A 21860-nucleotide genomic window follows, 5' to 3' on the forward strand; every position below is an offset into this window, starting at 1 on the left:
GGCTGCCCGACCGGCCGTCGTCCCCGCGCATCCGTCCCTCCCGCGTTCGTCCATGCCGGAGGGAATCACGCCAAACCGCCGGCGTCAGCTACTTTTTCAGCGTCCTGCTAGGGGCATCGGCTGGCTCCTGCTCTCCGACCAATACAGTGTCACCGATTGAATGGATACCAGAGCCGTCTTTATAAACATAAATCGGATACCACGAACCAGGGTTATTGCTGCGAAGGCCTTTCCTTCCGGTTCTTGCTAGGCCTCTCCATCTGACTTCTTTATCTTCCCCATAATCCCGTGCGGTAAGCATATCCCACCGCCAACGAGAAATTGATATATTGCCTATTTTTACAAAGAATATGTACTCATCGATACGCGCAAACTCATTGGCGCGCGCTGTGCCCTTGGGGTTGATGACACTAGTAATCATTTGGATTTCAGCCTGCGGGAATATTTGCTCTAGCAGGAGTCCAAGTCGTGAAAATTCCTTCTCATCAATTGTGACAATCAGAACGCTGCTTTCCGGATTTAGAAGGTCACGAGCTAGGTTTAGCCGACGCTCCATAAAGGCTAGCCACTTGGAGTGGCGATAGAGGTCTTCCCCTTCCACGTAATTGTTGTTGTATTTCCAGTCACGTGCGCCAGTGTTGTAGGGTGGATCGATGTAAATCGCGTCGATTGTACCACGATGCGTATAGGTCAGCGCTTCCAGCGCATGGAAATTCTCGCCGTTGATCACGGTGTGATACGGCTTGTCGCCCCCGCGCTCGACCCTTCCCGTGCTCACAAGCCCGGGATAGATGTAGTCGCGAAACTCCGCCACGACGACCAGGTCATCGACAGGAACGTCGACCGTCTCGGGCTCGCCGGCATCGATCAGTGAGACATGTGCCGTCCGCTTTCCGTCCGCCTCCTCGATGCGAAGCACCTTCCACAGACGCTGATCACCCTTCGCCGTCGATCCGCGGGGTGGCAGGACGCGCACCTTGTCGCCACGGCGGATCGGCCGGCCGGGCAACTCCACGCTCTCGGGGCGATGCCGTTCGAAGTTGAGGCCGAATGCGCGCCGCGACGCCAGCGCCTTGAACTCATGCTCTAGTTCTTCCCCGAGAGCCCGATCCTTCGCCTTCGCCCGTGCGATCAGATCTGTCAGTCGCGACACCGTGAAACCTCTCTCTTCTCAATATTTGCCGACCACGGCGCCATTGTCGGGCCCGAGCGCCGGTTCAACCTGGCGCCGCCGAGTCGCGACGTACGAAGCAAAACGCGAGGCGGCATGCCGGACATGGGAGGATGGATCGCTCGTGCGGCGTTTCTCATAGTCGCTCTTACTTTTCAGCTGGTGACGGTAATGCCGAACGCCCTGAATTTGAGCTGACATTGCCGCCTTTTACGGCAGCAGACTAAGATGCGCCCGCTGCCTTGCGCAAGTCGAATGGCGACAGGGAGACGGGTCCGAATTGTCCCCCGCTGCACGGAATTGCCGGCCAGGGCGGCGCGTGGGTGCTACGATGAGAGGACTTGCTGGTCGATGGCTTCGTTCTTGCCGCGGATGGCAAAGTAGGTCCAGGCCAGCATGATCGGCCAGGTCAAGAGGAAGCCCAGGCCAAAGGTCAATATGACCACGGCGACATTGACGATGAACATCACGATGGCGCCGACGACCGTGGCGTAAATCATCCCCAGCGGGCCGAAAAGCAGCGTAAGCAGGAAGGCTATGCCCTGCGACTTCTTGTTCGACAGCAAGACCTGCGCGCGAAGCTGGCTGTCCTGCTGTGACGGCTGCGAGGGCTGGGACGGCTGGGGCGTTTGTTCGTCCGACATGTTTTACTCACCTATTCGCTCGTGAATATTGTGTGCCGCTGGGCGGCCTCGGCTGGTGAAGGCCCAGTGGTTGCAGGGTATCCGGATGTCCGTTGCGCTCCCCCTCGGAGTCGCAAGTTAGCACAGCATACACGGGCGATGCACGCCCCGCGCGGTGAGGGATGCGGGGGTGCGCGGCGTTATGTCAGGAGGTCAGGTGGACTTCACCAACGCCGGCCAGCGTTCGCGCAGGCGGGTGCGACCTTCAAGACCTGTCGGAGAAAGACCCCCAACCCCGAACCCGCCCCAACCCCGAACCCGCCAGCCAAAACCAACCGGCACGACCGGCAAAACCACTTGGCGGGTTACGGGGCGAGGGCGGCTTCTCAGGACATGCCCGGATGCCTCACGTCACGTTGCGGATGGAGGTCTCGACGGCGTGGAGGAAGGATTCGGCCGAGGAGTGGGCGGAGAGGAGCAGGAACGAATCGGCGCCGTCGCGCAGGACGATGGTGCCGAGATGCTCCATGACCGTGCGCGCCGCGCGGCCTTCGGGGAAGGCGTCGGGGTGCAGGTCGATGGGGCAGATCCGCTCCAGCGCGGTGTGGGCGCGCGGGCCGTCGATGCGCAGCGACACCCATACGTCGGTCTGGTCGGTGGTGTAGCCCGCGCCATCCAGGGCGCCGTCGATGACCTGGCGGGCATCGGGGCCGTCGTGCGTGAAGACGGCGAAGGTCTGGTCGGGGGCCATGCCGACGAGGCGCGTGCGGCCGTCCTTCGACAGGCTGGAGTGCCCAGGCTTCGGCGCGGCGACGCCAAAGGCTTTCTCGATGGCGGCGGCGAACTCGGCCTCGCCGCCGCGCGGCGTGGCGATGGAGACAATGGCCAGGTTCGGCAGTTCCTCAAGCTGGACGCCCTCGAAGCGCTCGCGGTATCCGCCGAGCGCCGGGGCCGGGGTGAGGGTCAGGTCAGACACGGAGCCGTTCTCCTTCCGGGTCGACGAAGTGGGGCGAGACGATCTCCACCTCGATGTCGCTGTCGCCGACGAGGTCGACGGCGCGGACGATATCGCCCATGCGCTCGCTGCCGCGCTTGATGAAGCCGAGGCCGATGGAATGGCCAAGCTCCGGCGAATAGGCCACCGAGGTCATCCAGCCCTCGTCCGTCTCCATGCTGGCGACCGCGCCGCGTGGGATAAAGTGCGCGCCGGCGGTCAGCGAGCGCGAGCGGTCCACCGGGCGGAAGCCGACCATGCGCAAGCCATCTTCGCGGTTCATCTCGGGGCGCTCGGACAGCTTGTTGCCGATGCAGTCCTTCTTCTTGGAGACCATGCGGCCCATGCCGAGGTTCTGGGCGGAGATCTGGCCGGTCAGCTCGTTGCCGGCGGCGTGGCCCTTCTCGATGCGCATGACGCCGAGCGCCTCGGTGCCGTAGGGCACCACATCGAACTCCTCGCCCGCGGCCATCAGCGCGCGGATCATGGAGTCGCCATAGCGCGCGGGCACCGCGATCTCGTAGGCCAGCTCGCCGGAGAAGGAGATGCGGAACAGCCGCGCCGGCGTGCCGCCGCAGACGGTGATCTCCGCGCAGGCCATGAAGGGGAAGGCCTCGTTCGAGATGTCGAACTCGGGATCGACGATCTTGCGCAGCAGGTTGCGCGAGTTCGGCCCGGCAACCGCGTACTGCGCCCAGCCGTCGGTGGTCGAGATCAGGTGCACGTCGAGGTCCGGCCACAGGCACTGTCGGCAGAATTCCAGATGGCGGAACACGCCGCCCGCGTTCGCCGTCGTGGTGGTCATCACGTAGTGCGTTTCGCCCAGGCGCGCGGTGGTGCCGTCGTCCATCGCCATGCCGTCCTCGCGCAGCATCAGCCCGTAGCGGGTCTTGCCGACGGCGAGCTTGGCGAAGCCGTTGATGTAGACCTTGTTCAGGAACTCCGCGGCGTCGCGGCCCTGGATGTCGACCTTGCCGAGCGTGGTGACGTCGCAGATGCCGACGGAGCCGCGCGTCATCTCGACCTCGCGGTCGACGCTCTGGCGCCAGTGGGTCTCGCCCGGACGCGGGAACCACTGGGCGCGCAGCCAGGCGCCGGTCTCGACGAAGACGGCACCCTGCTCCTCGGCCCAATGGTGGCTGGGGGTCAGGCGGAAGGGCCGGAAGTCCTTGCCGCGCGAGCGGCCCGCGAAGGCGCCGATGGGCACCGGTGAATACGGCGGCCGGAAGATCGTCGTGCCGGTCTCCGGGATGCTCTTGCCGGTGCACTCGGCCATGATCGCGAGGCCCAGGACGTTCGCCGTCTTGCCCTGGTCGGTCGCCATGCCGAGCGTGGTATAGCGCTTCAGGTGCTCGACCGCGCGGAAGCCTTCCTGGTGGGCCAGCTTGACGTCCTTTACGGTGACGTCGTTCTGGTGATCGACCCAGGCGCGGGCGCGGCCTTTCTTGACGTGCCAGAAGGGCGTCAGCTCGACCGCCTCGTCCTCGGCCTTCGCCGGCGTGTGCTTGGCCGGCTTGAAGCCGAGACTCTCCACCGCCTCGCGGGCACGCGTCTCCCCGTCAAGAAGGGCGGCCGCCAGCGACAGCGAGCCGTTCGCCGCGCCGGCGACCGTCAAGCCGACAGGGAGATCCTTGCCCGGCACGAAGGCCGCGATATCCTCGCGCCATTCGGGCCGGCCGCGTTGATGGCAGGTCAGATGGACGTTGGGGTTCCAGCCGCCGGAGACCGCCAGGCAGTCGGCCGGGATGGTCCCGCCGCTGGCCAACTCGATCTGCTTCAGGCCCTTGCGGCCGCGCGTGCCGGCGACGGCATCGCCCATCCTGATCGCGGCGCCGGGAATCTCGGCCCTTGGCTGGGTGTTGCGCGGGTCGACCACGGCCGTCACCTCGACCCCCCGGGCCGACAGGTCCGCCGCCGTCCGCCAGCCGTCGTCGTTGTTCGTGAACACCGCGACCCGCTGACCGGGCGTCACCGCCCAGCGGTTGGCATAGGCCCGCACGGCGCCCGCCAGCATCACGCCGGGACGGTCGTTGTCGCCGAAGGCGATGGGACGCTCGGTGGCGCCGGCGCACAGCACCGCGCGCTTGGTGTAGAGACGCCAGAGCACTTGCCGCGGCTTGCCGCCGGAGGTGGGCAGGTGGTCGGTGCACCGCTCCAGCGCGCCAAAGATGCCGTGGTCGAAGACGCCATGGACGGTGGTGCGGGTCATGAGGCGGACGTTGTCCATCGCCGCCAACTCGGCGACCGCGCGCTCCGCCCAGTCGGCCCCGGACATGCCGTCGACCTCCAGCGTCTCGGCGTTCAGGCGGCCGCCGGGCCGGAAGTCCTCGTCGGCGAGGATGACACGGGCGCCCGCGCGGCCCGCCGCCAGCGCGGCCGAGAGACCCGCCGGGCCGGCGCCGATCACCAGGACGTCGCAGTGCAGGAAGCCCTTGTCGTAGCTGTCGGGATCGGGCTCGCCGGAGAGCCGGCCGAGGCCGGCCGAGTTGCGGATCAGCGGCTCGTAGACCTTCTCCCAGAACGCCTGCGGCCACATGAAGGTCTTGTAGTAGAAGCCGGCCGACAGGAAGGACGAGAACAGGTCGTTCGCCGCCAGCAGGTCGAAGCCGAGCGAGCCGCGGTAGTTCTGGCTGCCGGCCTCCAAGCCGTCGAACAGCTCGACGGTGGTCGCGCGCGTGTTCGGCTCCTGATGCGCGCCGCGGCGCAGCTCGACCAGGGCGTTCGGCTCCTCCGAGCCGGCGGTGAAGATGCCGCGCGGGCGGTGGTACTTGAACGACCGCCCGACCAGGCGCACGCCGTTGGCCAACAGCGCCGAGGCGAGGGTGTCGCCCGGATGGCCTTGCAGCACCCTGCCGTCGAAGTCGAAGTTGAGCGCACGGCCGTGGTCGACCAGGCCGCCGGCAAGGCGGTTGGGCTGCTCGACGTAGGTGGCGCTTCCGCCACCGTGGGCCTCGCGCAGCGTGGCGGTCGGGGCATTGATGGGTTTATCGGTCATCTGCTGCGTCCCTGAGCCTTGGCGACATCGCGCGCGAGCTCGACGTTGGTGATCTCGTGCGTCAGCGTGTTGCGGGTCACCACGAGCCAGGAGCGGTCGCCCTGCTCGTGGAACCACAGCTCGCGGTGCAAGCCGGCCGGGTTGTCTCGGAGATAGAGATACTCGTAATACTTTTCGGCCGCGTCGGGGTCCTCCCAGTCCGGGCGGTCGATCAGCGAGGCGTCGCCCAGATAGACGAACTCCGCCGCGTCGCGCGGGCCGAGAAGGGGATGGTTGATGATCATGCGCCGGTCCTCCTCAGTGCAGGTTCGGTTGGGCGCCCACGCCCTTTTCGTCGATCATCGCGCCGTGGCGGAAGCGGTCGAGCCGGTAGGCGGCGGCGGTCGGGTGCGGCTCGTCCTTGGCGATGAGATGCGCGTAGCAGAAGCCCGAGGCCGGCGTGGCCTTGAACCCGCCGTAGCACCAGCCGCCGTTGAAATAGAGGCCATCGACGGGCGTGCGGTCGATGAAGGGCGAGCCGTCCATCGACATGTCCATGATGCCGCCCCACATCCGCAGCAGCCGGGCCCGCCCGATCATCGGCATGATCGCCATGCCGCCCTCGCAGACGTCCTCCACCACCGGCAGGCCGCCGCGCTGGGCGTAGCTGTTGTAGCCGTCGGGGTCGCCGCCGAACACCAGCCCGCCCTTGTCGGACTGGTTGACGTAGAAGTGCCCGGCGCCGAAGGTCACCACCCCCGGAATCACCGGCTTCAGCCCTTCCGAGATGAAGGCCTGCAGCACATGGCTTTCGATCGGCAGGCGAATGCCCGCCTTCTCCATCAGCCGGCCCGAGGAGCCGGCTACACAAACGGCGACCTTCTTCGCGCGGATCCGCCCCCTGGAGGTCTCGACACCCCGGCAGACGCCGTTCTCGATGTCGAAGCCCGTCACCTCGCAGTTCTGGATAATGTCGACGCCGCGGCTGTCGGCGGCGCGGGCGTAGCCCCAGGCGACCGCGTCGTGGCGGACCGTGCCGCCGCGCGGCTGCCACAGCCCGCCCTTGATCGGGAAGCGGGCGTTGTCGAAATCGAGGAAGGGGCACATCTCGCGCACGCCAGCCTGGTCCAGCAGCACCGCGTCGGCGCCGGCCAGGCGCATGGCGTTACCGCGCCGCGCGAAGGCGTCGCGCTGCGGGTCGCTGTGATAGAGGTTCAGGATGCCCCGCTGCGAGACCATCGCGTTGTAGTTCAGGTCCTGCTCAAGCCCTTCCCAGAGCTGCAGCGAAAACTCGTAGAACGGCTCGTTGCCCGGCAGCATGTAGTTGGAGCGGATGATCGTCGTGTTCCGCCCGACATTGCCGGAGCCGATCCAGCCTTTTTCGAGGACGGCGACGTTCGTGACGCCGAATTCCTTTGACAGGTAATGCGCCGTCGCCAGCCCGTGCCCGCCGGCGCCGACGATCACCACGTCATATTCCGCCCTGGGCTCCGGCTCGCGCCAGACCGGCTTCCAGCCCCGGTTGCCGGTAAGCCCCTCTTTCAGGATCTTCAGTGCCGAATACCGCATTGTGTCGCGCCCCTTCCGGTTCGGACCAATCGTCTCTCCGGTCCGCCGTCATCGACTTTTTTGCAAAAGACGTTATCTTGTCGGTTATGGTCGGAACCATTAAATCCGTGTCCGCGTATCGGATCGGTTTTCTCCTGATCGACGGCTTCGCGCTGATGTCCTACGCCGCGGCAGTGGAACCGCTGAGGGCGGCGAATCTGCTTGCCGGCGGGACGGTCTACGAGGTCCGTCACGTGCCGGCGGCGGGTGCCCGCGCCGTAAGTTCCGGCGGCGCGGTTGTCGAGGCCTCGGCGGAGCTCGGGCACGACTTCGATTTCGATCTGGTGCTCGTGGTGGCGGGCGGCGATCCGGCCGTGTTCCGCGACGAGCGTGCGTTCAACTGGCTGCGCGGGTTGGCCCGGCGCGGCGTGCGGCTTGGCGGGGTTTCGGGTGGGCCGGTGATCCTGGCTCTTGCCGGCCTGATGGAAGGCCGGCGCATGACCGTTCACTGGGAGCACGCCCCCGCCCTGGCGGAAATATCGCCGACACTGATGGTCGAGCGCACGCTTTACGTCATAGACCGGGACCGCATCACCTGTGCCGGCGGCACCGCGCCGCTCGACATGATGCACGCACTTATCGCCGAGCACCAAGGGCCGGCTTTCGCCCGGCAGGTCAGCGACTGGTTCCTGCATACGGAGGTACGTCCTTCCGGCGGACCGCAGCGGGCCGGTCTGGTGGAACGCCACGGGACGACCAACCCCGCTGTCATCCAGGCGATCGAGGCGATGGAGAACCACATTGCCGATCCCCTCGAACTGGCCCAGCTCGCGCAGCTTTCCGGTGTCGGGCCGCGTCAGCTCAACCGGCTGTTCCGGGAGAAGCTTGGCTGCCGCACGATGGAATTCTATCGAAAACTGCGGCTCGACAAGGCGCGGAACCTGCTGGAGCAATCGACCCTCTCGCTTACCGAAATCGCGCTTGCGACCGGCTTCGCGAACTCGGCTCATTTCTCAAAAGTATTCCGCGATTTCTTTGGACACGCGCCCTCGATACTGCGCACCTGAATTGCCGTTGGCGGAGTAATGTCAAATCATGGGCAATGCTATTGTATTCCGACGTGCCGCGGTCCTAAGCTTTATCGACCCCATTGGCAGGGACGCGCTCGCACATAGTCATGAAATCCCCAGCGATACCGGCGAAGCGGTCGTACAAGTCGTGGATCGCGAACGAGACTCTGGAGGACTACTCGCTCCGCTACGCCGCGAGGTCGTTTCGGCGCTGGTCGGGATTTTCCATTTCCAACACGGCGCTTGGCGGGATCTCGTTCCTGGCCCTGGAGGCGATCGGCGGGGCGATTACGCTCAACTACGGTTTCATTAACGCGTTTCCGGCAATCCTGGTGGTCTGCCTCTGCGTCTTCGTCACAAGCCTGCCGATCGCCTATTACTCCAGCCGCTACAACATAGATATGGACCTTCTCACGCGTGGTGCGGGATTCGGGTACATCGGGTCCACCATCACCTCGCTTATCTATGCCTCATTCACGTTCATATTTTTCGCGCTGGAAGCGGCGATCATGGCGCAGGCGCTCAAGATCTATGCCGATGTGCCGCTGGTGTTCGGCTATGTGATCTCGTCGATGGTCATTATTCCGATCACCTTCATGGGCGTAACGATGATCAGCAGGTTGCAGATCATCACACAGCCGATCTGGGGCTTGATGCTGGTTTTGCCGTTCGTCTTCATATTCTACGAACAGCCGCATGTCTTGCAGGATTGGGTTGCTTTCGCGCGGCCCGGAGAGCAGCCGGGCTTCAACTATCTGTTTTTCGGGGCGGCGACGGGGGTTCTGTTCTCGCTTGTCGTGCAGATCGGCGAGCAGGTCGACTACCTGCGCTTCCTGCCCGACAAGACGGCGGAAAACCGCTTGCGCTGGTGGACGGCGGTCGTCGCCGCCGGGCCCGGGTGGATCGTCATCGGCGGCCTGAAGATTCTGGCGGGAAGCCTTCTCGCCGTGCTTGCCGTCGGGGCGGGCACCGCGCATACGAATGCGGTCGAGCCCATCCACATGTACATCAAGGCCTACGAGTACGTCAGCGACGACCCCTCTATCGTGCTTGCCGCGGCAACGTTCTTCGTCCTGATTTCGCAGATCAAGATCAACGTCACCAACGCCTACGCCGGCTCCCTGGCCTGGTCGAACTTCTTTTCCCGCGCCACCCACTATCATCCGGGACGGGTGGTCTGGCTGGTTTTCAATATCCTGATTTCCCTTTTGCTGATGCTCCTTGGCATCTTCGAGACGCTCGAAGTCGTGCTGGCCGTCTACTCGAACGTGGCGATCGCCTGGATTGGCGCCGTCTTCGCCGATCTCGTGGTCTTGAAGCCGTTGCGGGTCAGTCCTTCCTATGTCGAGTTCAAACGCGCCCATCTCTACAACATCAATCCGGTGGGATGCGGCGCCATGGCCATTGCCTCGGTCGTTTCCGTGTCCGCTTTCGCCGGTCTGTTCGGGCCCCTTGCCGAGGCCTATTCGGCACCGCTGTCGTTCTTCATCGCGTTCGCGGTGGCGATCCTGGTCGGGTTCGCCACCAAGGGGGGCTACTATATCGCCCGCGAGCCGCATCCGGCCGAGGGAAGTGCCGGCGAAGACCCGGACCGCACGGTGCGCTGCCGCATCTGTTCCTACCCTTACGAGTCGGATGACATGGCGCACTGCCCCTTCTACGAGGGGCCGATCTGCTCGCTCTGCTGCAGCCTCGATTCGCATTGCCACGATAGCTGCAAGAAGCCTGTCGCCGACCTGCTGCAGAAGAAGTCCCGCTATGTCGGGCGCTACTTCACGCGCAAGGTGGCACCGCATATGGGCCAGCGGCTGGCGAAGTTCCTGGGTGTCCTGCTCATCCTGTCCGTCGTGACGGCGGCGCTTTTCCTGCTGGTCTACCGCATGATCGATGTCGGCACGGGCGTGGACGACGTCGGCCACGCCAGCCTGCTGCTGCGCGTCTACATCGCGATGATCCCGCTGTTGTGCATTGCCGCCTGGTGGGTTGTCCTGTCGCACGAAAGCTGGGAACTGGCGGAACGCGATCTCGTTTCCTCGCTGGAGCAGCTTCACAAGACACGCCACGAACTTGCGCGGAACGAGCGGCTGGCCACGATCGGCGAGCTGACGGGCACCGTCAGTCACGAGCTTCGCAATCCCCTGGGCACGTTGACCACCTCGGTGTCCGTCCTGACCCACCACCTTAAGCGCGCCGATACGCCGGTGCGCCAGGAACTGGAGCGCATGCAGCGCAATGTGCGGCGCTGCACGCACATCATCGAGGAACTGCTGGAATTTTCACGCAAGCGGGAAAACACGCTTCGAACGGTGGCCGTCGACGACTGGGTGGCCCGGCAGGTGGACGAGTTCGATACCCACGAGGACGTGCGCCTTCGCATGGAACTCGATTGCGAGGTCGAGATCCTCGTCGATGCCGACAAGCTGAGGCAGGCGTTCGTCAACGTCCTGCAGAACGCGGTTCAGGCCGTGCAGGGGGCGGACGGCCGGGAAGCGGCCGACTGGGATGTCCTTGTACGCACCTGGGCGTGCGATACCAGTGTGGCCATTGCCGTCAGCGACAACGGCCCCGGCATGGGCGGCGACGTCCGCAAGCAGGTTTTCGAGCCGCTTTACAGCGCCAAGCCGTTCGGCGTCGGCCTTGGCATGCCCTTGGTGAAGCGCATCGTCGAACAGCACGAGGGGAACATCGAGCTGGAAAGCGCACCGGGTAGGGGAACCACTGTCACGATGATCCTGCCCCGCTGGTCGTCGGCGCTGGGCGAGCGAGCGCTGTCGGCAGCGAGCGATCGAGAGAGCGTCCCGCGAACCAAACCAGGTTCAAAAGCACTGTGAGGCCGCGTTGACACCGGACAGCGATAACGAGTGCGATATTCTGGTTATCGACGACGACCGGGACTTTGCCGATAGCCTCGTGCAGCTCCTGCGCCTGGAAGGCTACAGCGCGGCAGCGGCCTATTCCGGCGACGAGGCGCTTGCTTTCGTCGAACGGGCAACCGTTTCGGTGGCGCTCGTCGACATTATCCTCGGCCATGCCGACGGCGTCGGACTGATCCCCGAACTCCGCAAGCGATGCCCTGCCATCGTCAACGTGATCATGACGGCCTACGCCTCGGTGGAAACCGCGATCGAGGCGCTGAAGCAAGGGGCCTACGATTATCTTTGCAAGCCGTTTTACACGGATGACCTGCTCTCGACGCTTAGCCGCTGTTTCGAGCGCCACCGCCTGGCCAGGGAGCGGGAGCAAGCGGAAGCGGCCGTCCGGCTTCGCAATAGTGAACTCCAACATCTCAATGCACGCCTTGCCGGGATACTGTCCAGTCTGCGCAAGCTGTCCCGCTGCTCCAAGCCGGCGGCCCTCCATGAATTGCTTCTCAACCTGGTGCTGGACGACCTGGGGGCGGACGAAGGCGTCCTCTATGCCCGGCGTAACCATCACCTGGATATGAAGGCGCACAGGGGCGAAGGCTACGAGAGCGAGATTCCCCTATCCCCGCCGCCCGCGCCCTTGTTCGGCGATGCGCTTGCCTGCAGGCGTCCGGCACTGAGCGCGGACGCATCGAAGCTTGCCGGGGTCGTCGCCGGTCTGCCGGGACGGGAAAACGCTCAGTTCCTGGCCTTTCCATTGCTGGACAACGACGACGCGCCACTGGGTGTCGTGCTGGCTCACCGTCCCGGCGGGCCGGCGTTCACCGCGCAGGACATCGAGCTGGCCCGGATCCTGACGTCGTTCGGGGCCGAGGTGCTTGTGGCCGTTCAGGCGAAGGAACGGCTCGCCGCGAGCGAGCAGCGTTTGAGAAAGGTCGTCGAGCATTCGCCCTCCGCCATTTCGCTCAAGGATCCGCGGGGCGAATACCTTCTCACCAACACGCGGTTCGACGAGTGGTTCGAGGGGGTCGAGGACGGGGAAAGCGATGTTTCGCCCGATGTACCCTCCGATGCCGCCGTCATGCAGCGTGGCGAGACGGTCACTCATGAGGTCGAGACGAGCGGTCCCGAAGGGACGAAGCAGTGGCTGCTCATCACCAAGTTTCCCGTGCCCGACGGCGAGGGAGGGCCCCTGGGGGTCGGCAATATCACGACGGACGTGACCGAGCGCCGGCGCGCCCAGGAGCGCCTTGGACAGGCGCAGAAGATGGAGGCGCTGGGCCAGCTGACGGGCGGCGTGGCGCATGACTTCAACAACCTCCTCGCCGTCATCCTCGGAAACCTGCGCCTGCTCCAGGAGGACGCGGGTGAAGGCACGGAATTCAGGGAGTTGCTGGACGAGGCGATCGACGCGACCCGCAGCGGCGTCGATCTGACCGGCCGGCTTCTTGCTTTCGGCCGTGCGCAGACGCTTCGTCCGCAGGTAACCGACATCCGCGAACTGGTGCTCGGCATGTCGCGGCTGTTGGAGCGGACGCTCGGAAGCCGTATCGCGATCGAGTTGGATCTGGCGCAGGACCTGTGGCCCACGAGGATCGACCGGAGTCAGCTCGAGGCCAGCCTGTTGAACCTTGCGATCAACGCCCGCGACGCGATGCCGGAGGGCGGGACACTCAGGATCGAGGCGGGGAATGCCATTATCGACTGGGCGGACAGGTCGAGGCATCACGATGCCAAGGCCGGTGCCCATGTCCTGTTGTCGGTGACGGACACGGGTGTCGGCATGCCGCCCCACGTCCTGGACGGCGCCGTGCAGCCGTTCTTCACCACGAAGGAGGCCGGGCAGGGCAGTGGGCTGGGCCTCAGCATGGTCTATGGCTTCGTCACGCAGTCCGGCGGCCATCTGGAGCTGGACAGCCGGCCGGGGCGCGGCACCACCGCCCGGCTCTACTTCCCAAAAGCTTCGGAAGAGAAGACTTCCGCGGCCCGACAGGTGGCTTCGGCAGATAAAATTTCGGCCGCCGGTCGTCGTGTCCTCGTCGTTGAGGATCAGGCCGGCGTCCGTCGGCTGACGCACCGGCTTCTCACCCGGCTCGGTCACCGGGTGCTGGAAGCGCCGGACGGTCAGATGGCAATGGATATACTGCGGGAGTGCGACGATATCGATGTGCTGTTCACCGACATTGTCCTGCCGGGCCGGATCAGCGGAACCGCATTGGGCCATGCCGCGGTTCGGATGAGACCGGGTTTGCAGGTGGTCTATACCACGGGCTACGCGGCGGAGAACCTTGTCGATACATTCGACGGTGCGGCGGCGCACATCCTCTATAAGCCGGTTCAGATCGAGGAACTCTCCCGGGTCATCGGCGCGGGGTCCGCGCGTGGCGGCGAAGCGCCGGACGGCTCGGCGGAGCCTTGAGACGAGGATTGCGCGACAGTGCGGGCGGGGGCGTCAGCTTCCGTGGCCGGGGGGCGTGAAGACATAGCCGACGCCTCGAACCGTCTTGATAAGGCAGGCATGGCGGGGATCGTCGCCAAGCTTGCGCCGCAGCTTCGCGATCGAGACATCGACGCTGCGGTCATCGGGGTTCCATAGGCGGTTTGCCGTCATATCGAGGATGCGATCGCGCGACATCACCCGGCCGGGCCGCTCGACCAGCGCCTTCAGAAGCTTGAACTCGTGGCTCGTCAGCTCGACGCGCTCGTCGTCGGGAGATCGCAACTCCTGGCGCTCCAAATCGAGCCGCCAGCCGCCGAATTCGACCACCTCTCCGTCGCCGTTGCCCGCGGCTCCGCCCTCGGCCCGCGAAAAAGGCCCCTCGCTCCGGCGCAGCAGGGCGCGGATCCGTGCCAGCAACTCGCGGGGCTCGAACGGCTTCGAGAGATAGTCGTCCGCGCCCAGCTCAAGCCCGATGATCTTGTCGACGGCCGTCGTCTTGCCGGAAAGCACGATGACGGGGGTCACCGAGTCGCTGCGCAGGGTTCGCACCAGGCTGAGGCCGTCCTCGCCGCGAGGAAACATGACATCCAGGATGATGAGGTCGAACTGCCCATTCGCCAGCGCCCGGCGCATCTGGTGTCCGTCGTGGGCCGTCTCGATAGCGAAACCCTCGCCGGTCAAGAAGCGGTTCAGGAACCGGCACAGCCGGGGATCGTCATCGACCAGCAAAATCCGCGAGCCGGTTCGGACGTACTGCATAAGGACGGTCCTGCCCGCAATAGTTCGGTACTACGCCGCAAATCGGCGCCATCGGCTTCCGAGACCCGGAGTAGAGCATAATACGCGGGTGCGACGAGCTTACCACCAGTTTACAAAATTTTACATTTCCCCGGCCGCTTTCGATCAGTGCGCTTACAAAGCCTCCCTAGACTTCGTAATGGCGTCGGATGGACGGAAACACATGAGCGCGGCGGCCCCAAGCGCCGCGATGTCTGCCGCCCAATGCCGGTATGAACGAAGCAAAAGCAGTTTAGGGAGGAAGCGATGCCCAGAACCGCCTTCGAAGTCGACCTCAAAAAGACGCCGGAACAGCAGACCGTCAAGACGCACAACCGGTGGCATCCGGACATTCCGATGGTCGAGAACTTCAAGCCCGGAGACACCTTTCGGGTGGAGTGTTACGACTGGACGGGCGGTCAGATTGGCAACAACGACAGCGCCAACGACATTCGCGACGTCGACCTGACCAAGGTTCACTATCTCAGCGGTCCCTTCGGCGTCGAAGGCGCCGAACCGGGCGATCTGCTCGTCGTCGACATCCTCGACATCGGGCCGCTGCCCGGTTCCGAATGGGGCTTCAACGGCATTTTCGCCCGGGATAACGGCGGCGGGTTCCTGACCGAGCATTTCCCGGAGGCACGCAAGTCCTGCTGGGATCTCAACGGTATTTACACCACGTCGCGTCACATCCCCGGCGTGCGCTATCCCGGCATCGTGCATCCCGGCCTTATCGGCTGCCTGCCGTCGCGCGAACTGATGGAAGAGGCCAACCGGCGCGAGGCCGAGCTGTTTGCCACGGATCCGGACCGCGTCCCGCCGCTGCTGGCGCCGCCGTATGCGGAAACCGCGCTGATGGGCCAGATGACCGGCGGTGCCGCGGAGGCAGCTGCAAAGGAAGCCTGGCGCACGGTTCCGCCGCGCGAACATGGCGGCAACTGCGACATCAAGAACCTGTCCCGCGGCTCGAAGGTTTACTTCCCGGTCTATGTGAAGGGCGGCGGCCTATCGATGGGCGATATTCACTGGTCGCAGGGCGACGGCGAGATCACCTTCTGCGGCGCCATCGAGATGGCGGGTTACATCGATATCGGCGTCGACGTCATCAAGGGTGGCATGGCGAAGTACGGTGTCATCAACCCTATCTTCAGGCCCAGCCCCGTCGAGCCGCACTTCTCGGACTATCTGATATTCGAGGGCATCTCGGTCGACGAGCATACCGGCGAGCAGTACTACCTCGACGCCCATGTCGCTTATCGCCGCGCCTGCCTCAACGCCGTCGAGTACCTCAAGAAATTCGGCTACACGGGCGAGCAGGCGTACATGATCCTCGGCACGGCGCCCGTCGAGGGGCGGATCAGCGGCATCGTCGACATCCCCAACGTCTGTGCGACGCTCGCAATCCCGACGGAGGTCTTCGACTTCGATATCCATCCGAACGCCGATGGCCCCACCCGCCATGTATCCGGCGCCGACGTCGCCAAGACAAGCTGAAAAACAGGGTCGCGGCGGAAGCGCCTGCGCGCGCTTCCGCCTCGCCTTGAAACAAAAAGGGGAGGGCGGAGACATGTTGCTGGGATTAGCGCTACTCTATGTCGGGGCCGTCTTGTTCTTGAATGGTATCTGGATGCTCGGCAAGATCGACGACAAAGAGATCTTTATCATCAATATCTTCTCCGGCGGGATCACACTGCTTGTCGCCCTGTATCTGGCTTTCGGGCCGGGAGCCGATGCCGGATCGATCCGCGCGGCGGCGCTGACCCTGCTGTTTACTTTCACCTACCTCTGGGTCGCCTACGACCGTTTCGTGGAGGTGGACGGCCGCGGTCTCGGCTGGTTCAGCCTGTTCGTCTCGATCACCGTCGTGCCGGTCGCCGTGCAGACCCTGGGGACGGCTCAGGGAACCTGGGACGTGTGGTTCGGTCTCTGCTGGGCGGCATGGGCCGTGCTCTGGTTCATGTTCTTCGTGCTCTTGGCGATGAAAAGGCCGATCCAGCGCGTTACCGGCGTCGTGACTACGCTTCAGGGGATCCTGACCGGCTGGCTGCCGGGCTTTCTGCTGCTGGAAGGCGTGCTCGGCCCTGCCGCCGGCTAAAGCAATTTCGGACGAAATGGGAACCGGTTGGTCATGTAAAACGCTCCAGGCGCCGGACATCAAGCGTGCAAGCGCTCCCTTCCGATAGACAGAGGATCGTGCGATGCCACTCTACGATTACGGTTGCAAGGACTGTGGGCCGTTCCGGACCTGGCAGTCGATGGACGAAGCCGCCAGCCCGGCCCAGTGCCCCGAATGCGGCCAGACAAGCGCCCGGCTGGTGTGTGCGCCCAACGTGAACCGCATGGACGGCGGCATGCGTAACGCCCTGAATCGCTGCGAAAGAAGCGCCGACAGCCCGTCGGTCGTGCGCAGCGAAAACCTGGGAGAGCTTGGACGTCCCATGCACGATCATCACCACGCACACCACGATCACTCGCCGAACAAGCGCTGGATGATCGGGCACTGACAGGCGCGAGGGGGATGGTGCCGGCCCTGGCTGGAATGCCCCGGGGCGGGCACCATCGTGGCGTTGTGGGTTTTCTCGGCCATATGCTCTTCGCGGCGATGGGCGGGGCCGCCGGCGCGGCGGCCAGGTACGGTATCTACGTGCTCACCGCTCACACGCTGGGTTCCGGTTATCCTTTCGCCACTCTCTTTGTGAACGTCTCGGGTTCATTCCTCCTTGGCGCATTGAGCGAGACGCTGGCTCTGGTCTGGTCCGCGCCGGAGGCGGTCCGGTTCGTGCTGGTGGTAGGTTTTCTGGGCGCATTCACGACCTTTTCCACCTTCTCGCTGGATTTCGTCGTTCTGCTTGAGCGCGGGCGCTTCTGGGCGGCGATGGGCTACGCGGGGATCTCCGTGACCCTCTCCATTGCGGCGCTTTTCGGGGGGTTGCACCTGGTTCGCTGGGCCAATCCGGCCACATTGTGAATCGGCGCGGTCCACGACCCGGCGCTTCAAGCTCAAGCTTCCCGGACGTTTTTCCTTCGCGCCTTTACGGGGGCGTGGCACAGTGTTTTTCGCCGTTGGCGTGCCGGCGCGCTATTAATTAAACGGGGGAATCATGGCCGAGAAAAGTATCGCGGACGCGATCAAGTCCGCGGTGAAGGATCTGACGCAACTTGAGGTCGTGACGATGGTCGGCCCCGTCTCCGTCAAGACGAACGATACCGGCAAGATCGTTGCAGACATCGCTCCAGACACCGACACCAAGGCGATGGTGACCCGCATCGACCTCATCGACGGCGACATTCGCAATCTGGTCGATCCGGTGTTCGTTACCGGCGATCTTCAAAGCGTCCGCGATTTTCATAACGAGCAGGTCAAGAAGGGCAACGATATCATTGTTCGAAACATCGAAGCGGTTGCCGACCTGGCGAAGAAGATAGAGACGCTGTTCCCGTAAGCCTTCACATCCAAGCAGGAAGGCAGCGTTCAAGGTCATGGCAGACTTCAAGAACAGCGTGAAATCGATCGCGAAGGACCTTCTCCACATTGAGGTCAACACGATCGTCTCCAGCGGATTGACAGCGCGCAAAATGCCCGCTCCGCCCGACGCCATGCTGGATATCGCCGAGAAATACCAGCGATTGCTCAGCGACACGGCCGGCGACGTCGGTGCCGGGCTTGGCGAGGGCGACGGATTTCTGGGCGATGACGAGAAGCGGGCGGGACGGATCCTTCTGTCGGCGGAAGAGTCGACGTTCTTCAAGCTGCGCAAATGGGGCTCAAAAGTGCTTGCCGCCGACCGCGGCGTGCTGTCGGAGGAAACGCGAATCGTCATCGACCGTATCCGCCGCAATTCCGGCCGGATCGAGCGGATATTCGCCGCCCTGGCCGAGCGCGGCTACAGCGCAGAGCCGCGCACGATGACGCGCGACGACCTGAAGGATGCCACCAAGCTGAGTGCGATGGAACTGCTGCCGGACGAGATGACGGCGCTTCGTAAGATCTGGGAGGTTGGCACCGAGCGCGTCCTGATGCAAAGCGTGATCCAAATCGATGGCGACGCGATGACCCGCATCCGCGCGGGCCGCGAGACCGAGAACGACAAGACGCTCCATCTGATGCATGGGGAGACGGTCAAGACCTCGCTTGAATACTGGCAGTTCCTGGTCAAGACCCTGACGAACTTCGTCTCCTCCACCATTGCGTCGTTGTGGGGAGGCTTGTTCAAGCCTTGAAACGCATCGCGCGCCTGTGGGGCGGCCTGCCGATCCCCCGTCTGTCCCTTGTTGCCGATTCATGGACCCTGCATCGAGAGGCGCTTGCCTTGCTGCGCGTGCACGGCCCCGGAGCTTTGCCCGCGGCAATTGCGGAATTCGCCGCCGATCTCAGGACCATCGGGCGGGAAGGCGGCCTGACGGTGCAAACGCGGGGGCCGGGGCGGGCCGAAGACAAGGCCGACGCGCGGCTTGTCCTGCAGCTCGATGGGGATGTCGTTCACCGGGTGACGCCCGAATTCCTCGCCGACGGGGAATTGCAGGAAATGCATTGCGCACGTGTCGAGGCGTTCATGACCGATTTCCGGCGCCGGGTCGGGCTCATCGCCTCCGCGCTGACGCTGGGGGCCAGCAGCGTGTTCCTTCTGCTCGGCGCCGCGGCTTCGGTCTCGGTCGTGGCCAGCGGATCCTGGTGGGTTGCCGGTGTTGGTGTGCTGGTGGCAATCGCAGTGCCGATCGTCGCGACTTACCTTCTGAAGTTCTGGCTGCGACGCGTACTCTCCGGCGCAGCCCAGCCGGCGAGCGATTAAAGCAAGCGGTCGTCCCGTAGATAGCCGCTCAAATCCTGGGCGAACAGAGCCTTTGCCTGGCGCTCCCGGCGCTGTTCGGCGTAGGCGGCCTTCTTCGCCTTGCGCCAGGCGCGGAACACCTTGAGCCGGTACGGCCCGCTGTAGCGCGGCGTCTGCGAGTGATAGTCGCCGATGGCCCGCGTCCAGGACCCGCGCTCGCGGCGCAGGTCGAGCAGGAACTCCGCCGCGTAGGCTACATTGGCCGCCGGGTCGAAGGCGCTGGACAGGCTTTCGAAGGCGTCCCCGTGATAGTGCAGGTTCACCTGCATACAGCCGACGTCGATGTTGGCGATGCCCCTGGCCTGCAATCGTTCCACGGCCTCGATAGCCGCCGCCTTGCTGGGCAGGAATCGCCCCTCGCCCTCGGCGGTGACGGTCCACGGCCAGGCAATAGTTGCCTGCCGGCCCTTGTGCCAGCGTCCCGACTCCACCGCTGCGACGGCCGAGAGAAGGTGGGCCGGCAGATCGGAGCGCAGTTCCTCGGCGGCGGCTGTCGCTCGCGCGCAGACCGCCCATGCGCCGCCGTTCGACAGGGCGGGACGCGGCGCGGCCAGCGCCGCGAGGACGGCCAGCAAGAGGATTGGTGCCGGGGCGAAGCGGCGTCGTTGCAACATTCGGCCTCCGTCGGTTTCAGGCAAGCCGAAGCAAGGCGCGTGCCATAAGCACGGCACTCGTACGCATGGGCCCTGTTATTTTGCAGCGCACCATCTGATGGCGCTTTTGCGGGCATGTCGCGTTTCGGTGGATTTGACCGGAATCATTTGGGATCAGCGCACTGCATTTTTTGTTTGCAAAAGCTCCAATCCGGGGCCAGATTGTGCAGTGCGACATGGCGGTGCCCTATCGCGATGTCGCAAACGCCCTTCATGAGCGTTTACCTCCCCAGACCTGGGCCGTGCGATGTCCGCACGGCCTTTTTTTTTCGGCTATTCAGAGAGACTCGGGCGGTGTGGCGGCTCCGGGGCCAAGCGCGCGCTGCATCAGGACCGAGTCGAGCCAGCGGCCGTGCTTGAAGCCGATGTCGGTCAGCACGCCCACCCTGGCGAATCCGGCTCCGGCGTGCAGCGCGATGGAAGCGGCATTCGCACTGTCGCCGATGACGGCGATCATCTGGCGATAGCCGGCGGATCCGGCCCGGTCGATCAACTCGTCCAGAAGCGAGCGCCCGATGCCCCGGCCCAAGGCGTGGGGCGCGACATAGACCGTATCCTCGACCGTCCAGCGATAGGCCGGGCGCGGCCGGTAGGGACCCAGAGCCGCGAATCCGACAACTGTGGCATCCAGCTCCGCGACGACGTAGGGCAGCCCGCGCTCGCCTGCGGCAGCCATCCGGCAGGCCATCTCCTCGATATCGGGGGGCGTCAGCTCGAAGCTGGCTGTCCCATGGCGGACGTGGTGGCCGTAGATCTCCTGCACCGCCCCCACATCGCGGTCGCGGGCGGTTCTGAGCGTTGGGCCGCTCACAGCGAGGTGGGGTCCAGCGCGCCCAGGGCGGCGATCAACTGGCGCAGGTCCTCTCTCAGGACGCTTATGCCCGGCAGCCGCCGCACGTTGCGTTCGTCCATGTAAAGGGCGCGGTTGATCTCGATCTGCAGCGCGTGCGCGCCCTGGTCCGGACGGCCGTAGTGCCGGGTGACGAAACCGCCGGAATAGGGGGTGTTGCGGGTCACGTGGTAACCCATGCCGGTCAGCGCGCGCTCGGCGGTTTCGGCGACCTTGGCGCCGCAGGATGTGCCATGACAGTCGCCCAGGACAAAATCGACCCGGCGATGGCCGGCATCGCGGTCCATCGGCCCGCCCACGGAAGGCATGGAGTGGCAGTCCAGCAGGATGCAGCCGCCGAAGCGCGACTCGGTGGTCTCGATCAGTCCGCGCAGGGCGTTGTGATACGGCCAGTAGTAGCTGCGGATTCGGTGCAGCGCTTCCGAGAACGGCAGCTTCTCGCGGTAGATATCCGCGCCCGAGGCGACGACCCGCGCGATGGTGCCCAGGCCGGCGGCGACCCGTGGGGAGCGTGTGTTGGCGTAGCCGGGCAGGTTGTCGCGGAACATCCGGGGGTCCAGCTCGAACGGCTCCCGGTTGGCATCGACGTAGGCGCGCGGGAAGTTCGCCCGCAGAAGCGGTGCGCCCATGTCGGGCGCGGCGGCGAACAACTCGTCGACGAATCCGTCCTCGCTGCGCCGCAGGTTCAGCCGGTCCAGGCGCGAGGCGGCCACGAACGCCGGCGGGTAGTTGCGGCCGCTATGCGGGGAGGCCACAACCAGCGGCAGGGTTTGCGCCTCGGGCGCCAGAACCTCGTGCGGCGTTTCGATCTCGCAGGGTTGGATCTCTGCTTCCATCGCCTCGTTCGATTCGACGGTTCCGTGGCCCATGCCGCGTTGCCCTCTCATACAATGAGTGTTACGGAAATTGGGTGCGGCTGTCACCCGGCAATGCCGCTCCCGCGCCGAATGGGATGCATGACGAGGTCCGCGATTAACGGGGGCTTCATAGGGTGGGTATAGCTTGCGCCGGGATTCCGGCCGGCCGGGCCGGGAGACGCCACCGTGGCGGCCCTGTGAACCGGCGGC

20 protein-coding genes are annotated in these 21860 nt (G+C 64.8%); 10 read left to right on the forward strand and 10 right to left on the reverse strand.

Annotation, left to right across the window (positions count from 1 at the left end):
* Window positions 1-88: 88 nt before the first annotated feature.
* The 6 genes from DRB17_RS18590 to DRB17_RS18615 all read right to left on the reverse strand — a co-directional run bounded on the left by DRB17_RS18590 (window position 89) and on the right by DRB17_RS18615 (window position 7331).
* Complete coding sequence (locus DRB17_RS18590) at window positions 89-1153, reverse strand: DNA methyltransferase (RefSeq protein WP_114583735.1); 1065 nt, start codon at window positions 1151-1153, stop codon at window positions 89-91.
* A gap of 344 nt (window positions 1154-1497) precedes the next feature.
* Window positions 1498-1815: a hypothetical protein gene (locus DRB17_RS18595; RefSeq protein ID WP_241503896.1), complete on the reverse strand. Its 318-nt coding sequence runs from the start codon at window positions 1813-1815 to the stop codon at window positions 1498-1500.
* A gap of 385 nt (window positions 1816-2200) precedes the next feature.
* Window positions 2201-2770, reverse strand: a complete 570-nt coding sequence (locus DRB17_RS18600) for a sarcosine oxidase subunit gamma (RefSeq protein WP_114583736.1) — start codon at window positions 2768-2770, stop codon at window positions 2201-2203.
* On the reverse strand, window positions 2763-5783 hold the full coding sequence (locus tag DRB17_RS18605; RefSeq protein ID WP_114583737.1) for a sarcosine oxidase subunit alpha family protein: 3021 nt from the start codon (window positions 5781-5783) through the stop codon (window positions 2763-2765). Before DRB17_RS18605 ends, DRB17_RS18600 begins: the two co-directional genes overlap by 8 nt.
* Window positions 5780-6067 (reverse strand): sarcosine oxidase subunit delta, encoded by a 288-nt coding sequence (locus tag DRB17_RS18610; protein ID WP_114583738.1) that lies wholly within the window; start codon window positions 6065-6067, stop codon window positions 5780-5782. The genes DRB17_RS18605 and DRB17_RS18610 overlap by 4 nt, the downstream gene beginning before the upstream one ends.
* Window positions 6068-6080: 13 nt before the next feature.
* A complete protein-coding gene (locus tag DRB17_RS18615; protein ID WP_114583739.1) occupies window positions 6081-7331 on the reverse strand; it encodes a sarcosine oxidase subunit beta family protein in 1251 nt (416 codons plus the stop codon).
* 107 nt (window positions 7332-7438) lie between these two features.
* Between DRB17_RS18615 and DRB17_RS18620 the strand changes: the two genes are divergently transcribed.
* The 3 genes from DRB17_RS18620 (at window position 7439) to DRB17_RS18630 (ending at window position 13663) form a co-directional block, all read left to right on the forward strand.
* Complete coding sequence (locus tag DRB17_RS18620; RefSeq protein ID WP_206607950.1) at window positions 7439-8377, forward strand: GlxA family transcriptional regulator; 939 nt, start codon at window positions 7439-7441, stop codon at window positions 8375-8377.
* 110 nt (window positions 8378-8487) lie between these two features.
* Window positions 8488-11211 carry an ATP-binding protein gene (locus tag DRB17_RS18625; RefSeq protein ID WP_114583741.1) on the forward strand — a complete coding sequence of 908 codons (2724 nt, stop codon included), beginning with the start codon at window positions 8488-8490 and terminating at the stop codon, window positions 11209-11211.
* A gap of 7 nt (window positions 11212-11218) precedes the next feature.
* On the forward strand, window positions 11219-13663 hold the full coding sequence (locus DRB17_RS18630) for a response regulator (RefSeq protein WP_114583742.1): 2445 nt from the start codon (window positions 11219-11221) through the stop codon (window positions 13661-13663).
* Between the two features lie 33 nt (window positions 13664-13696).
* Here DRB17_RS18630 and DRB17_RS18635 read toward each other — a convergent pair whose 3' ends face one another.
* On the reverse strand, window positions 13697-14443 hold the full coding sequence (locus tag DRB17_RS18635; RefSeq protein ID WP_114583743.1) for a response regulator: 747 nt from the start codon (window positions 14441-14443) through the stop codon (window positions 13697-13699).
* A 285-nt stretch (window positions 14444-14728) separates the two neighbouring features.
* Here DRB17_RS18635 and fmdA point away from each other — a divergent pair, with 285 nt between their 5' ends.
* The 7 genes from fmdA to DRB17_RS18670 all read left to right on the forward strand — a co-directional run bounded on the left by fmdA (window position 14729) and on the right by DRB17_RS18670 (window position 19251).
* Window positions 14729-15955 (forward strand): formamidase, encoded by a 1227-nt coding sequence (gene fmdA / locus DRB17_RS18640; protein WP_114583744.1) that lies wholly within the window; start codon window positions 14729-14731, stop codon window positions 15953-15955.
* 73 nt (window positions 15956-16028) lie between these two features.
* The gene (locus DRB17_RS18645) at window positions 16029-16556 is read left to right on the forward strand and encodes an AmiS/UreI family transporter (RefSeq protein WP_114583745.1); all 528 of its coding nucleotides are present in this window, start codon (window positions 16029-16031) and stop codon (window positions 16554-16556) included.
* Between the two features lie 103 nt (window positions 16557-16659).
* Window positions 16660-16965, forward strand: coding sequence for an FmdB family zinc ribbon protein (locus DRB17_RS18650; protein WP_114583746.1), 306 nt, complete (start codon window positions 16660-16662; stop codon window positions 16963-16965).
* Between the two features lie 14 nt (window positions 16966-16979).
* A complete protein-coding gene (locus DRB17_RS18655) occupies window positions 16980-17429 on the forward strand; it encodes a fluoride efflux transporter FluC (RefSeq protein ID WP_241503897.1) in 450 nt (149 codons plus the stop codon).
* 133 nt (window positions 17430-17562) lie between these two features.
* On the forward strand, window positions 17563-17904 hold the full coding sequence (locus DRB17_RS18660; RefSeq protein ID WP_114583747.1) for a hypothetical protein: 342 nt from the start codon (window positions 17563-17565) through the stop codon (window positions 17902-17904).
* Between the two features lie 37 nt (window positions 17905-17941).
* On the forward strand, window positions 17942-18682 hold the full coding sequence (locus DRB17_RS18665) for a hypothetical protein (RefSeq protein WP_114583748.1): 741 nt from the start codon (window positions 17942-17944) through the stop codon (window positions 18680-18682).
* Window positions 18679-19251 (forward strand): hypothetical protein, encoded by a 573-nt coding sequence (locus tag DRB17_RS18670; RefSeq protein ID WP_114583749.1) that lies wholly within the window; start codon window positions 18679-18681, stop codon window positions 19249-19251. Before DRB17_RS18665 ends, DRB17_RS18670 begins: the two co-directional genes overlap by 4 nt.
* On the opposite strand, the gene DRB17_RS18675 is transcribed toward DRB17_RS18670, so the two are convergent.
* From DRB17_RS18675 to DRB17_RS18685, 3 genes are all read right to left on the reverse strand, one after another.
* On the reverse strand, window positions 19248-19904 hold the full coding sequence (locus DRB17_RS18675) for a lysozyme family protein (RefSeq protein ID WP_114583750.1): 657 nt from the start codon (window positions 19902-19904) through the stop codon (window positions 19248-19250). The two genes, DRB17_RS18670 and DRB17_RS18675, sit on opposite strands and share 4 nt — an antisense overlap.
* Window positions 19905-20220: 316 nt before the next feature.
* Window positions 20221-20754 (reverse strand): GNAT family N-acetyltransferase, encoded by a 534-nt coding sequence (locus tag DRB17_RS18680; protein WP_114583751.1) that lies wholly within the window; start codon window positions 20752-20754, stop codon window positions 20221-20223.
* Window positions 20751-21662, reverse strand: coding sequence for an N-formylglutamate amidohydrolase (locus tag DRB17_RS18685; RefSeq protein WP_161958893.1), 912 nt, complete (start codon window positions 21660-21662; stop codon window positions 20751-20753). The genes DRB17_RS18680 and DRB17_RS18685 overlap by 4 nt, the downstream gene beginning before the upstream one ends.
* Between the last annotated feature and the right edge of the window lie 198 nt (window positions 21663-21860).

It is taken from the genome of Ferruginivarius sediminum (assembly GCF_003344765.1).
GTDB classification, from domain to species: Bacteria; Pseudomonadota; Alphaproteobacteria; order Kiloniellales; family Rhodovibrionaceae; genus Ferruginivarius; species Ferruginivarius sediminum.